The sequence below is a fragment of the Streptomyces thermospinosisporus genome, assembly GCF_039526425.1.
Lineage (GTDB): Bacteria > Actinomycetota > Actinomycetes > Streptomycetales > Streptomycetaceae > Streptomyces > Streptomyces thermocarboxydovorans.
The window spans coordinates 85013-98623 of record NZ_BAAAIZ010000051.1 but is presented as its reverse complement, the minus strand read 5'-3'; the positions used below and the strand labels follow the sequence as shown (position 1 = coordinate 98623).

Sequence of the window (13611 nt, the reverse complement as noted above, 5' to 3'; positions counted from 1 at the left end):
GCAGCTCCGCTGCGCGCCGCAGCAGCAGCGCGCGCTCCCGCTCGTTGCGGGCCAGCGAGACCGCCCGCTCGAACTCCGCGCGGGCCTCCTCCGTCCGCCCCAGCCGGGCCAGCAGGTCGCCGCGCACGCTGGGCAGCAGGTGGTAGTCGCGCAGGGCGGGTTCCCCGGTGAGCGCGTCGACGAGGGGCAGCGCGGCGGCGGGCCCCTCGGCCATGGAGACGGCGACCGCGCGGTTGAGCTCGACGACCGGGGAGGGGGCGCGGGCGGCGAGCAGGCCGTAGAGGGTGGCGATGCGCGGCCAGTCGGTCTCCTCGTAGCGCCGGGCGTGGGCGTGGCAGGCGGCGATGGCGGCCTGGAGCGTGTAGGGGCCGGGGTCGCCGCCGGAGGTGGCCTCGGCGCGGGCGAGGGCGTCGACGCCGCGGGCGAGGAGCATGCGGTTCCAGCGGGTGCGCTGCTGGTCCTTCAGCAGCACCGGCTCGCCGTCCGGGCCGGTGCGGGCGGTGGCGCGCGACGCCTGGAACTCCAGCAGCGCGGTCAGGCCGTGGACCTCGGGTTCCTTCGGCATCAGCGTGGACAGGACGCGGGCCAGCCGCAGCGCGTCCTCGCACAGGGCGGGGCGCAGCCAGTCGTCGCCGGCCGTGGCGGCGTAGCCCTCGTTGAAGATCAGGTAGATGACGTCGAGGACGGAGCCGAGACGGGCCTCGCGGTCGGGGCCGTAGGGGACCTCGAAGGGGACGTTCCGGCGCGCGAGGGTGCGTTTGGCGCGCACGATCCGCTGGGCGACCGTCGGCTCGGGGACCAGGAAGGCGCGGGCGATCTCGGCCGTGGTCAGACCGCCGAGCAAACGCAGGGTGAGCGCGATCCGGGCGTCGGGCGACAGCACCGGGTGGCAGGCGGTGAAGACCAGGCGCAGCAGGTCGTCGTCGATGTCGTCCGGGTCGGCCGTCTCCTCCGGTGCGGCGGAGTCCGTCAGGTCCCGGCCGATCTCCGCGAGTTTGCGGGCGTAGGTCTCCCGGCGCCGGATCAGGTCGACGGCACGCCGCCGGGCGGTGGCCATGAGCCAGGCGCCGGGGTTGTCGGGCACGCCGTCCCCGGGCCACTGCTCCAGCGCGGCGACCAGGGCGTCCTGGGCGAGTTCCTCGGCGATGCCGACGTCGCGGACGATGCGGGCCACGCCCGCGATCACCCGCGGGGACTCCATCCGGAAGACGGTCTCGACGGTCCGCCGGGTGTCTGCGGTGGGCTGCGCTGTCACAACCCACCATCAGACACCCGTGCGGCGGAACAGGCCAGGCAGCACCGGCCGGGCGGCGGCAGCGGAATGGGCCGGCAGCGGAATCCCGGGGCGGTTCAGCCCTCCATGACCTCGCGCACCTCGCAGGTCACCGTCCAGTGCGGCTCGTGCACCTTCAGGAACCGCTTGGTCCACTCGATCGCCTCGGCCATGTCCTTGGCCTGCAGCATCGCGTATCCGCCGATGACCTCCTTGGTCTCGGTGAAGGGGCCGTCGGTGACGGAGATCCGGCCGCCCTCGTAGTGCACGCGGGTGCCCTGGGCGGTCGGGGTCAGCCCGGCGGTGTCCAGCAGGACGCCCGCCTTGGTCATCTCCTCGATCAGCTCGCCCATGCGTTCCATCAGCTCGGGGCTGGGGCCCTCGGCGGGAGCGTTGTTCTCGTCAATGCGGACGAGGGACAGGAAACGCGGCATGGTGACTCCTCGTGTCGTGCGGGCCGGGTCCCTCCCGGCCTCTCACCCCTGCGTCGAACGGCAGACGCCTGGATCGACACGCTCGCCGGAAAATTTTCCGCGCGTTCGGTGAGCACTGCTTTCCGCGCGTTCGGTGAGCACTGCTTTCCGCGCGTTCGGTGAGTGCAGCTTTTGCGCTGGGGCCGCGCGTTCGGCGAGCGTAGGCTCAGCGCCGCCTTCCACTCGTCCCCCGGGCGCCGTCGCAGGCGACCTTGCGCACCCGCGACCGAAACTTTCGCAGACCCCGTCGGCCGGCCTCAGCGGCCCGCGTCTCACGCCCCCGCCGGCGCCGCCGTACTGCTGCGCACCACCAGGCTGGTGGCCAGCTCCACGCGGGTCGCCGTCTGCTGGCCGGCGCCCTTGGCCAGGTCCAGCACCAGCTTGGCCGCCGCCTCCGCCATCTCGGTCAGCGGCTGCCGCACCGTGGTCAGCGGCGGCCCCACCCAGCGGGCCACCGGCAGATCGTCGAACCCGACCACGCTCACGTCCTCCGGGATGCGCAGCCCCAGCTCGCGGGCGGCCTCGTAGAATCCGAGCGCCTGCAGGTCGTTGCCGGCGAACACCGCGGTGGGCCGGTCCTCCCGTTGCAGCAGGGCGAGACCCTGCCTGTAGCCGGCCTCGTGGTGGAAGTCCCCGGTGAGGATCAGCGCCGGGTCGACGGGCAGGCCGGCGGTCTCCAGCGCGGCGCGGTAGCCGTCGATGCGGGCGCGGCTGCACATCATGTGCGTGGGCCCGCTGATCGCCCCGATCCTGGTGTGCCCCAGCTCGATCAGATGCCGGGTGGCGGCCAGTCCGCCCTGCCAGTTGGTGGCGCCGATGGAGGGCACGTCGGTGCCCGGGTCCCCCGCCGGGTCCATCACCACGAACGGGATGGAACGGCTGGTCAGCAGCGCCCGCCCGGCCTCGTCCAGGCCGGAGAGCACCAGGATCACGCCGTACGGGCGGCGGGCGGCGACCTGGTCGGCCCAGGTGCGGCCGGGGGTGAGCCGGCCCGCGCTCTCGGAGAGCACCACGCTCAGCCCGGCGTCCCGCGCCACGTTCTCCACGCCCCGGATGACCTCCATCGCCCAGGCGCTCTCCAGCTCGTGGAAGACCAGGTCGATCAGAGGTGAGCGGGTGGCCTCGGCGCGCCGGCGGCGGTAGCCGTGATCCCGCAGCAGCTGCTCGACCCGGCTGCGGGTGGCCGGGGCGACATCGGCGCGACCGTTGAGGACCTTCGAAACAGTCGGCGCCGAGACACCGGCCTCCCGGGCGATCTCGGCGAGCGTCGCGGTCTGGCCGCCGCGCCCTTGCGTCCGGGTTTCTGCGGGCTGCGAGGAACTCATGGCCGCGATCGTATCCCCGCAGGACCCCTTGACGAAGTCTTCGAGGCGCCATAGGTTCCCGGAACATTCGATGAATGCTTCGAAACATTCGAACCCAGTCAAGGTGAACGTTCGCGAGGAACGTTCGTGAGAGGGCCGTCCGTCCACCCGACAGGAGCTTCATGACCACCGCGCCCTGGCGTGACCCGAGCCTGCCCGCCGCCGCCCGCGTCGACGACCTGCTCTCCCGGATGACCCTGGAGGAGAAGACCGCCCAGCTGTACGGCGTGTGGGTGGGTGCCGACACGGACGGCGAGGGCGTCGCACCGCACCAGCACGACATGAGCTCCGACTACGACTGGGACGAACTGATCACCCGGGGCCTCGGCCAGATCACCCGCTCCTTCGGCACCGCCCCCGTCGACCCGGACCTGGGCGCGCAGGCGCTGGCCCGCGCCCAGCGGCAGATCGCGGCGGCCGGGCGGTTCGGCATCCCGGCGGTCGCGCACGAGGAGTGCCTGGCCGGGTTCACCGCCTGGCAGGCCACCGCCTACCCCGTGCCGCTCGCCTGGGGCGCGAGCTTCGACCCCGCCCTGGTGGAGGAGATGGCCCGCCGCATCGGCCACGACCTGCGCGCGGCCGGCGTCCACCAGGGCCTCGCGCCCGTCCTGGACGTGGTCCGCGACCCGCGCTGGGGCCGGGTGGAGGAGACCATCGGCGAGGACCCGTACCTGGTCGGCACCATCGGCACCGCCTATGTGCGCGGCCTGGAGTCGGCCGGGGTGATCGCCACGCTGAAGCACTTCGCCGGGTACGCCTCCTCGGCCGGGGCGCGGAACCTGGCGCCGGTGCGGGCGGGCGTGCGCGAGTTCGCCGACGTCACGCTCCCGCCGTTCGAGATGGCGCTGCGCGAGGGCGGGGCCCGCTCGGTGATGGCCGCCTACACCGAGACCGACGGGGTGCCCGCCTCCGCCGACCCGGGGCTGCTCACCCGGCTGCTGCGCGAGGAGTGGGGCTTCACCGGCACCGTCGTCGCCGACTACTTCGGCATCGGCTTCCTCCAGACCCTGCACCGGGTCGCGGCCGGCGACGCCGAGGCGGCGCACGCGGCCCTGCTGGCCGGCATCGACGTCGAGCTGCCCACCCTCAAGTGCTACGGCGCTCCCCTGGTGGCCGCGGTCCGCGCGGGCGAGATCCCCGAGGAACTGGTGGACCGGGCGGCCCGCCGGGTGCTGCTGCAGAAGTGCGAACTGGGCCTGCTCGACGAGGACTGGACGCCCGAGCCGACCGCTCCCCTCGACCTGGACTCCACCGGGAACCGCGCCCTGGCCCGCCGCCTCGCGGAGGAGTCGGTGGTGCTGCTGGACAACCCCGACGGGCTGCTCCCGCTCGCCCCCGAGACCCGGATCGCGGTCGTCGGCCCGCGCGCCGCCGACGCGCTGGCGATGCTGGGCTGCTACTCCTTCCCCTCCCATGTCCTCACCCACCACCCCGGTGTCCCCCTGGGCATCGACATCCCGACGGTGCTGGACGCCCTGCGCACCGAACTGCCCGGCGCCAAGGTGACGTTCGCCGAGGGCTGCGACACCTCCGGCCCGGACACCTCGGGCTTCGAGGAGGCCGTGGCGCGGGCCGCCGAGGCGGACGTGTGCGTGGCGGTGCTCGGCGACCGGGCGGGCCTGTTCGGCCGCGGCACCTCGGGCGAGGGCTGCGACGTGAGCGACCTGAGCCTGCCCGGGGTGCAGGCCGAGCTGCTGGACGCGCTGGTCGCCACGGGCGTGCCGGTGGTGCTGGTGCTGCTCACCGGGCGCCCGTACGCGCTGGGCCGCTGGGACGGGCGCCTCGGCGCGGTCGTCCAGGCCTTCTTCCCGGGCGAGGAGGGCGGCCCGGCGGTGGCGGGCGTGCTGTCCGGCCGGGTCAACCCCTCCGGCCGCCTGCCGGTCAGCGTGCCGCGCGTCCCCGGCGGGCAGCCCTGGACCTACCTCCAGCCTCCGCTGGGCCTGGCCGGCGAGGTCAGCAGCCTCGACCCGACCCCGCTGTACGCCTTCGGCCACGGCCGCTCGTACACCACGTTCGCCTGGGAGGACTTCACCGGCGGCGGCACCCCGGCCCCGATCGCGACGGACGGGGCGTACGACGTCTCGCTGACCGTCCGCAACACCGGCGACCGCGCGGGCGCCGAGGTGGTGCAGCTGTACCTCCACGACCCGGTGGCGTCGGTGACCCGCCCCGACATGCGCCTGATCGGCTACCAGCGGGTCGAGCTGGACCCGGGGGCGGCGGCCCGGGTCACCTTCCGCTTCCACGCGGACCTGGCGGCGTTCACCGACCGCACGGGCGTGCGCATCGTCGAACCGGGCGACCTGGAACTGCGCCTGGCGGCCTCCAGCGCGGACGTGCGCCACACCGCCCGGCTCACCCTCACCGGCGAGAAGCGACAGCTGGGGCCGGACCGGCGGCTGCGGTGCGAGACCGAGGTGTCGGTGCTCCCGGCAGCTCGGGCGTCCTGAAGGGCTCGGGAGTGGAGGGGGCCGGCGGAGCGGGGTGAGCCCTGGGGGTGGCCTCCGCTCCGCCGGCGCCGGACAGCGGCCGCGGCGGCACCTGCGCTCGCCTCTTCGATCTCCAGGCGGCCGGCACCGGCATCGGCATCGGCATCGGCATCGGCATCGGCATCGGCACCCTGGACATCGCCTCGCCGGGACGTTGCTCCGGCCGGGTGACATGCGAGGGGCGCCCGGAGCCCCGTGCGGCGAAGCTGACGTCATGGCACCTTCCCTGACCAGGCGGTTCACCCTGGCCAAGCGGCTTCTGACCGCCCTGCTCGTCTGGCTCGTCGTCGTCCCCGGCACGGCCGCGGTGGCCCCGGCAGGAGGTGACTCCGGTGCCCAGGACGGGCCCGCCGCCGAGGATCCGCTGCCAGGCCTTGAGCGGATCGCCCGCCCGCTGCGGGGCGTCGACCCCACGGGTCCCGTCGGCGACCTCCGCCCCTTCGGCCGTGCGATCGGCGACGCCGTGGTCGTCGGCATCGGCGAGGCCGCCCACGGCGGCCGCGACTTCGTCACCTTCCGGGACCGGGCCCTGCGGTACCTGGTCGAGGAGAAGGGCTTCCGGGCCTTCGCCCTGGAGGCCAACTGGAGTGCCGGGCTCCGCCTGGACGAGTATCTGCGCACCGGGCGCGGCGATCCGGTGCGGATCATGTCCGAGGAGTTCCAGAACGCCCATGTGCTGCTGCACAGCCAGGACTACCTGGACATGATCCGCTGGATGCGCCGGTACAACGTCGCGCACCCCGGCGACCCCGTCCGCTTCGTCGGCACCGACAGCGGCTACGCCGGGCCGGAGCTGTACGACCGGGTCGAGGAGCACGTCCGGCGGGCCCACCCCGAGCTGCTTCCGCAGGTCACCGAGCTGTACCGGGGGCTGCGGCCCACCGTGTCCGTGCACGAGTGGGTGCGCACCGCCATGGCCGCGCCCCTGGCCGAGCGGCGGGCGCGGGCCGAACGCACCGGCAAGGTCCTCGAACTGCTCCGCCCCCGCGGCTCCGCGGGGGCGGAGGACGACCACGTGTGGGCGGTGCAGCACGCCACCGCCGTCGACCAGGTGGCGCGCCTGTACGCCTTCGACTTCGCGGACCCTCAGGTCGCTCCGCAGGCCATGGCCTACCGCGACACGGTGATGGCGGAGAACACCGTGTGGTGGCACCGGCAGACCGGCCAGAAGGTGGTGGCCGGCGGACACAACAGCCACCTGTACCTGGAGAGTTCCACCCCGGATCTCCCCCTCCCCCAGGGCCAGGTGCTCCGGGAGCGGCTGGGCGACGGCTATCTGATGGTGGCCCTCTCCTTCGACCGGGGCGCCGTGCACGCCACCGAGAGGAATCTGCAGAACCCGGCCGACGAGGACGTCCGCCGCTTCGAGGTGGAGCCCGCCGCCCCCGGCACGGTCGAGCACATGCTGGACCGGGTGAGCCACGCCGACTGGTACGCGGACCTGCGCACCGCACCGCCCTCGGCCCGCGCCTGGCTGAACACCACCCTGCCCAAGCGGGAGATCGGCACCGACTACCCGCCCCCCGGCGACCAGGTCGCCCTGCTGCGGATGGCCGACCTGGTGGTGCACCTGCACGAGATCCGGCCCAGCCGCAGGCTCGACCGGGTGACGGCTCAGCAGCGCACGCCGGCACCCGGCGGCCCCGCCGACGCCGACCCGCTGCCCGCCCTGGAGGCGGCGGCCCGCCCCCTGCGCACCGTGGAACCCGAAGGCCCCTTCGCCGACCTGCGCCCGCTGGGCGAGGCGCTGGGCGACGCCCGGCTGGTGGGCATCGGACAGGCCTCCCACGGCGGCCACGAGTTCCAGGCCTTCCAGCACCGGGCGTTCCGGTACCTGGTCGCGGAGAAGGGCTTCCGCTCCCTGGTCCTGGAGGCCCCCTGGAGCACCGGGCTGCGCCTGGACGACTATCTGCGCACCGGGCGAGGCGACCCGCTCCGGATCATGTCCGAGGAACTGCACAGCGGCTATCTCTTCATGCACACCCGCGAGATCCTGGACCTGGTCCGCTGGATGCGGCAGTACAACATCGCCCACCCCGGCGACCCGCTCCGTTTCGCCGGCAACGACAGCAGCTACGCGGGCCCCCAGCTGTACGACCGGGTGGAGGAGCACGTCCGGCGGGCCCACCCCGAACTGCTCCCGCGGGTGAAGGAGCTGTACCGCGGCCTGCGGCCCGCACTGCCCGCCCTCGACTACATGCTCGCCTACATCAACGAGCCCCTGGACGTACGCCGGGAGAAGGCGAAGCGCACCGCCGAGGTCCTGGAACTGCTGCGCGCCCGCACCCCGGACGAGCGCACCGGGCGCGACCACGTGTGGGCGGTGCAGCACGCCACCGCCGTCGACCAGGTCGCCCGCCAGTACGCCTTCGACTACGACGACCCGGACGAAGCGCGCGAGGCCATGGCCTACCGCGACACGATGATGACGGACAACACCCTGTGGTGGCTGGAGCAGTCCGGCGACCGGACGGTGCTGGCCGCCAGCAACGGCCATGTGTACCTCGAGCCCTACGCGTCCGGCTACCCGGTGATCCAGGGCGGCCTGCTGCGCCGCGCCCTCGGGGACGACTACCGGGCGGTGGGCGCGGCCTTCGGCCGGGGCTCCTTCCTCGCCGCCGACCCGAGCATCGCCGACCCGAGTGACGCGGACGTGAAGACGTTCTCCTCGGGTCCGATCGCCCCCGGCTCGGTGGAGGAGACGCTGGACCGGGTCAGCCACCCCGACTGGTTCATCGACCTGCGCACCGCACCGGCCGCCGCCCGCGCCTGGCTGGGCGTCACCCGGCCCAAGCGGGAGATCGGCACGCACTGGCCCCGTCCCCCGGACCAGGTCAATGTGCTCCGCTCGGCGGACGTGCTGGTGTACGTGGACGAGACCCACCCGATCGGCCTGCTCCCGCGCGTCTGACCCGTTTCCGTTCCCGTTTCCGCCCGGCAGCGGTTCTGAGGACCCGGCGGGCGGTGCGGTTCAGCCGGTGCCCACCGACTCGAACCGCCACCGGTGCACCGCGCGGGTGATCAACGCGCTGTCCGGCTCGGGCAGTTCGGGCAGCTCCGCGTCGTACGGGGCGTCCCACCAGGTGATGACGAGGACCCGGTCCTGCGGCGCCCGGAAGGTCTCCCGGCGCAGCGGGCCGGGGTCCAGCCGCTGCGCCCGCGCCCACTGAAGCAGCTCGCCGCCCCGGCCGGGCACCGCCCGCGCCTCCCACATCAACGCGACCGTCACGAGTACGTGTTCTCCTTGCCCGTCACGAGTACAGGTTCTCCCTGCCCGTCACGGGTACAGATTCTCCGTGCTGAGCTCGTGCACATGGTCGTGGGAGTCGGCGGCGTCCCCCGGCACATGCGGGTCGGTCACCGGCAGCGAGGAGTCGGCCGACAGTTCCCAGTCGGAGGCGGGCCGGTTGCGGGCCACCATCTCGGCGCCCAGCGCGGCCACCATCGCCCCGTTGTCCGTGCACAGCTTGGGGCGCGGCACGCGCAGCCGGATGCCGGCCGCCTCGCAGCGCTCCTGGGCCAGCGCCCGCAGCCGCGAGTTGGCGGCCACCCCGCCGCCGATCATCAGATGGTCCACGCCCTCGTCCTTGCAGGCGCGCACCGCCTTGCGGGTGAGCACGTCCACCACGGCCTCCTGGAAGGAGGCCGCCACATCGCGCACCGGCACCTCCTCGCCGGCCGCCCGCTTGGCCTCGATCCAGCGGGCCACGGCCGTCTTCAGCCCGGAGAAGGAGAAGTCGTACGCCGGGTCGCGCGGCCCGGTCAGGCCGCGCGGGAAGGCGATCGCGTCCGGGTCGCCCTCCTGCGCGTACCGGTCGATGACGGGGCCGCCGGGGAAGCCGAGGTTGAGCACCCGGGCGATCTTGTCGAAGGCCTCGCCGGCCGCGTCGTCGATGGTGGCGCCCATCGGCCGGACGTCGGTGGTGATGTCGCCGGACAGCAGCAGCGAGGAGTGCCCGCCCGAGACCAGCAGCGCCATGGTCGGCTCGGGCAGCGGACCGTGCTCGAGCTGATCGACGCAGATGTGCGAGGCGAGGTGGTTGACGCCGTACAGGGGCTTGCCTAGGGCGTAGGCGAACGCCTTCGCCGCCGAGACGCCGACCAGCAGCGCACCGGCGAGCCCCGGGCCGGCGGTGACGGCGATGCCGTCCAGGTCGCGCGCGCTCACCCCGGCCTCCTTCAGCGCGCGTTCGATCGTCGGCACCATCGCCTCCAGGTGCGCCCGCGACGCCACCTCGGGGACGACACCGCCGAAGCGGGCGTGCTCGTCGACGCTGGAGGCGACCGCGTCCGCCAGCAGCGTGGTGCCGCGGACGATGCCGACGCCGGTCTCGTCGCAGGAGGTCTCGATCCCCAGGACCAGGGGTTCGTCAGCCATTGATCTCGGTTCCTTGTACGCCGTTCACCGGAGGTCCGGTGGGACAGAGGTGGAAGGGTCGGACAGGCGCATCACCAGCGCGTCCACATTGCCCGGCTGGTAGTAGCCGCGCCGGACGGCGATGACCTCGAAGCCGAAGCGCTCGTAGAGCTTCTGGGCGCGGACGTTGTCGATCCGGCACTCCAGCATCACCTCCGAGCACTCGAAGGCGGTCGCCGCCCGCAGCAGCTCGGTCAGCAGCCGCGAGCCGAGGCCGGTGCCCCAGTGGTCGCGGGTGACCGCGATGGTCTGGATGTCGCCCTGCCCGCCGGAGGCGGCCAGCCCCGCGTAGCCGACGATCCGGTCGCCCTCCTGGGCCACGACATAGCGGCGGGTCGCCCCGGGGCCGCGGGAGTGGGCCAGCTCGGACCAGAACATCCCCCGGGACCAGGCGTCCTCGGGGAACAGCTCCCGTTCCAGCTCCAGCACGGGTTCGATGTCCCACCAGCGCATCTCGCGCAGCACGACGGTGTCGGTTCCGGTCACTTGGGGGTGACCACCTTGTAGTTCTTGGGGACCTGGGCGTCGGGCCGCCGCAGATACAGCGGCCTCGGTGCGGGCAGCTCCTCACCGGCGGCCAGCCGCTCGGCGGCGAGCCGGGCCAGGGCGGCCGCGGACACGTGCTCGGGCTCGCGCGCCCTGGGGAAGGTCTCCGGATACAGCAGCGCCCCCGCGCCGACCGCGGGCAGGTCCCTGACCTGCTCGGCGATGTCGGCGGGCCGGTCGACGGCCGGGCCGGTGACCCGGGTGCGGGAGTCCGCGTAGCGGGCCCAGTAGACCTCCTTGCGGCGGGCGTCGGTCGCCACGACGAAGGGCCCCGGCAGGTCGGCCGCGTAGGCCAGCCCGTCCAGCGTGCACACACCGTGCACGGGGACGCCGAGCGCGAACCCGAAGGTGTCCGCGGTCATCAGGCCGACGCGCAGGCCCGTGTAGGGCCCCGGCCCGATGCCGACGACGATGCCGGTGACGGCGTCCAGCTTGCGGCCGGCGTCGGCGAGGACCCGGTCGACGGCCGGGAGCAGCAGTTCACCGTGCCGGCGGGCGTCCACCTGGCTCGACGAGGCGATGATGTCGTCGCCGTCGTGCAGGGCGACCGTGATGGCAGGGGTGGCGGTATCCAGAGCGAGCAAGAGCACGCAAACAGCCTACGGCTCCCGCGCCTTCGCCACGGCCGCACGGTCCGGCCGGTCACAGGCTGCTACCGTCCGGAACACGTGCGTACAGGACGGGTCAAAGCGGTACGGACAGGACAGAGGTGACGACGGTGGCAGGCACCAGCTCGGCGATCGTGGCGGGGCTGACCGCGGCGGCGCTCGCGACGGTCGGCTACCTCGGTCACCAGGCGGCGGAGAACATCCCCGCCGGCCTGCGCGCCGCAGCGCAGCCGGGCACCGCGCAGTCCGCGCCCAGGACGCCCGGCCAGAAGGGGAACGCCCAGGCCCTTCCCGCCCGCTCCGGTCAGGGCACGCGGGTGGTGTACTCCCTGGACGCGGACCGGGTGTGGCTGGTCGAGGGGGGCGGCCGGATCCGGCGCAGCTTCTCCGTCCACCCCTCCACAGTGGACCCGTCGCCGGGCACCTACCGGGTCACCTCCCGCTCCAAGCGGGTCACCGGTTCGGACGGCGTTCCCGTCGAGCACGTGGTGTGCTTCGCCACTGTCGACGGCACGGTGATCGGCTTCAGCGCGGCACTCGACGGCTCCGTGCCGCAGCTCGACCCGGAGATCCGCACCGGCGGAGTGCGGGAGACGCGGGCGGACGGGGCGGCGATGTGGAGGTTCGCGACGATCGGCCGGAAGGTCGTGGTGGCGCCGTAGGGACCGCCCGCCCGTCCTCGGCCCGGGGTGCTGTCGCTCGACCTCGGCCCGTGGTGTTGTCGCCCCGTCCTCGGCCCGGGTGCCGTCGCCCCGTCCTCGGCCCGGGTGCCGTCGCTCGTCCTCGGCCCGGGTGCTGTCGCCCCGTCCTCGGCCCGGGTGCCGTCGCTCGTCCTCGGCCCGGGTGCTGTCGCCCCGTCCTCGGCCCGTGGTGTTGTCGCCCCGTCCTCGGCCCGGGTGCTGTCGCCCCGTCCTCGGCCCGGGTGCCGTCGCTCGTCCTCGGCCCGGGTGCCGTCGCTCGTCCTCGGCCCGGGTGCTGTCGCCCCGTCCTCGGCCCGGGTGCTGTCGCCCCGTCCTCGGCCCGGGTGCTGTCGCTCGTCCTCGGCCCGGGGTGCCGTCGTCCGTCCGGTCAGCCGAGGCGGCGCACGGGGTCGCCCGTGCAGTCAGCCGAGACGGCGGAGGGGGTCGTCGGTCCGGTCAGCCGAGACGGCGCACGGGGGTCGCCGGTCCGGTCAGCCGAGACGGCGCACGGGGTCGCCGGTCCGGTCAGCCGAGACGGCGCACTGGATGGCCCGTGCAGTCAGCCGAGACGGCGCACGGGATCGCCCGCGCGGTCAGCCCAGGCGGCGCACCGGGTCGCCTGCGAGGAACGCCTGGATGTCCTCCACGGCGTGGCGGTAGTACGTCGTGTAGTTGGCCTGGGTGACATAGCCGATGTGCGGCGTGGCGAGCAGCCGCGGCGCGGTCCGCATCGGATGGTCCGCCGGCAGCGGTTCGACATCGAACACATCGAGGCCGGCGCCCGCGATCCGGCCCTCGTGCAGCGCGGCCAGCAGCGCCCCCTGGTCGACGATGGCGGCGCGGGAGGTGTTGACCAGGTAGGCGGTGGGCTTCAGCAGGGCCAGTTCGGCCGGGCCGAGCAGGCCCCGGGTGCGGTCGCTGAGCTTGAGATGGATGGTCAGGAAGTCGCTGCCGCTCAGCAAGTCCTTGAGGGAGGGCGCCAGTTCCACGCCCACCTCGTCGGCGCGCTCCTTCGTGAGGTTCTGGCTCCAGGCGCTCACCCGCATCCCGAAGGCCAGGCCGACCTGGGCCACCCGGCCGCCGATCCGGCCCAGGCCCAGCACCCCGAGCCGGCGGCCGTGCAGATCGGCGCCGACGGTGGACTGCCAGGGGCCGCCCGCGCGCAGCGCGTGGTTCTCGGTGACGAGGTTGCGGGCGAGGCCCAGCAGGAGCGCCCAGGTCAGCTCGACGGGCGGGGTGGAGGAGCTGGCGGTGCCGCACACCGTCACCCCGTTGCGCTCGGCGGCCGCGAAGTCGATGGCCGAGTTGCGCATGCCGGAGGCGACGAGCAGTTTCAGGCGGGGCAGACGGCCCAGCAGCGTGCCCGGGAACGGCACCCGTTCACGCAGGGTCACCACGATGTCGAAGCCGGCCAGCCGCTCGGCGAGCTCGTCCTCGTCGGCGATGTGCTCGCGGAAGGTGACGACGTCGACGCGGTCCTCGATGACGCTCCAGTCGGCCGAGCGCAGGGCGGCGTCCTGGAAGTCGTCGAGCACGGCACAGCGCAGACGAGGGTGCGGGGAAACGTTCATGCGGCCTCGCGGCGGTCCCTGAGCGGTCCGGCGAGGTGCGGCTTCGGCGCGGGCGCCGGCGGCGCGGTGGAGATCGTGGCCGCGGCCGCGCAGGCGGCGAGCAGATCACGCATGGACACCCCGGAAACCGGCTTCGGCTGCGCCGTGGTCCGGCGTTCGCTCTCGGTGGCCGACATGGACGACTCCTGGG

The 13611-nt window shown here is 74.0% G+C and carries 13 protein-coding genes; 4 read left to right on the top strand and 9 right to left on the bottom strand.

Features of this window, described 5'->3' with window-relative positions:
- The 3 genes from ABD207_RS18315 to ABD207_RS18305 form a co-directional block, all read right to left on the bottom strand.
- A partial coding sequence (locus ABD207_RS18315; RefSeq protein ID WP_344014206.1) for an RNA polymerase sigma factor occupies positions 1-1201 on the bottom strand: 1201 nt, incomplete at its 3' end.
- A 149-nt stretch (positions 1202-1350) separates the two neighbouring features.
- Positions 1351-1707, bottom strand: coding sequence for a YciI family protein (locus ABD207_RS18310; RefSeq protein WP_344014155.1), 357 nt, complete (start codon positions 1705-1707; stop codon positions 1351-1353).
- Between the two features lie 311 nt (positions 1708-2018).
- Positions 2019-3071: a LacI family DNA-binding transcriptional regulator gene (locus ABD207_RS18305; protein WP_343997556.1), complete on the bottom strand. Its 1053-nt coding sequence runs from the start codon at positions 3069-3071 to the stop codon at positions 2019-2021.
- A gap of 161 nt (positions 3072-3232) precedes the next feature.
- Here ABD207_RS18305 and ABD207_RS18300 point away from each other — a divergent pair, with 161 nt between their 5' ends.
- From ABD207_RS18300 to ABD207_RS18290, 3 genes are read left to right on the top strand one after another with little or no spacing between them, the layout of a single operon-like run.
- Complete coding sequence (locus tag ABD207_RS18300) at positions 3233-5560, top strand: beta-xylosidase/alpha-l-arabinosidase (protein WP_344014153.1); 2328 nt, start codon at positions 3233-3235, stop codon at positions 5558-5560.
- 47 nt (positions 5561-5607) lie between these two features.
- A complete protein-coding gene (locus ABD207_RS18295; protein ID WP_344014151.1) occupies positions 5608-5829 on the top strand; it encodes a hypothetical protein in 222 nt (73 codons plus the stop codon).
- Entirely contained in the window at positions 5814-8510 is a 2697-nt protein-coding gene (locus tag ABD207_RS18290; protein ID WP_344014149.1) for an erythromycin esterase family protein, read from the top strand. Before ABD207_RS18295 ends, ABD207_RS18290 begins: the two co-directional genes overlap by 16 nt.
- Positions 8511-8570: 60 nt before the next feature.
- On the opposite strand, the gene ABD207_RS18285 is transcribed toward ABD207_RS18290, so the two are convergent.
- From ABD207_RS18285 to tsaB, 4 genes are read right to left on the bottom strand one after another with little or no spacing between them, the layout of a single operon-like run.
- Positions 8571-8828, bottom strand: a complete 258-nt coding sequence (locus ABD207_RS18285) for a hypothetical protein (protein ID WP_344014147.1) — start codon at positions 8826-8828, stop codon at positions 8571-8573.
- Positions 8829-8876: 48 nt separating this feature from the next.
- A complete protein-coding gene (tsaD, locus tag ABD207_RS18280) occupies positions 8877-9977 on the bottom strand; it encodes a tRNA (adenosine(37)-N6)-threonylcarbamoyltransferase complex transferase subunit TsaD (protein ID WP_344014145.1) in 1101 nt (366 codons plus the stop codon).
- A 24-nt stretch (positions 9978-10001) separates the two neighbouring features.
- A complete protein-coding gene (rimI, locus tag ABD207_RS18275) occupies positions 10002-10502 on the bottom strand; it encodes a ribosomal protein S18-alanine N-acetyltransferase (protein WP_344014142.1) in 501 nt (166 codons plus the stop codon).
- A complete protein-coding gene (tsaB, locus tag ABD207_RS18270) occupies positions 10499-11152 on the bottom strand; it encodes a tRNA (adenosine(37)-N6)-threonylcarbamoyltransferase complex dimerization subunit type 1 TsaB (RefSeq protein WP_344014141.1) in 654 nt (217 codons plus the stop codon). Before tsaB ends, rimI begins: the two co-directional genes overlap by 4 nt.
- Before the next feature lie 128 nt (positions 11153-11280).
- Between tsaB and ABD207_RS18265 the strand changes: the two genes are divergently transcribed.
- Complete coding sequence (locus ABD207_RS18265) at positions 11281-11832, top strand: hypothetical protein (protein ID WP_344014139.1); 552 nt, start codon at positions 11281-11283, stop codon at positions 11830-11832.
- Between the two features lie 611 nt (positions 11833-12443).
- Here ABD207_RS18265 and ABD207_RS18260 read toward each other — a convergent pair.
- Positions 12444-13421, bottom strand: a complete 978-nt coding sequence (locus ABD207_RS18260) for a D-2-hydroxyacid dehydrogenase family protein (protein ID WP_344014137.1) — start codon at positions 13419-13421, stop codon at positions 12444-12446.
- Positions 13418-13597, bottom strand: coding sequence for a hypothetical protein (locus ABD207_RS18255; protein ID WP_344014135.1), 180 nt, complete (start codon positions 13595-13597; stop codon positions 13418-13420). Before ABD207_RS18255 ends, ABD207_RS18260 begins: the two co-directional genes overlap by 4 nt.
- Positions 13598-13611: the final 14 nt, after the last annotated feature.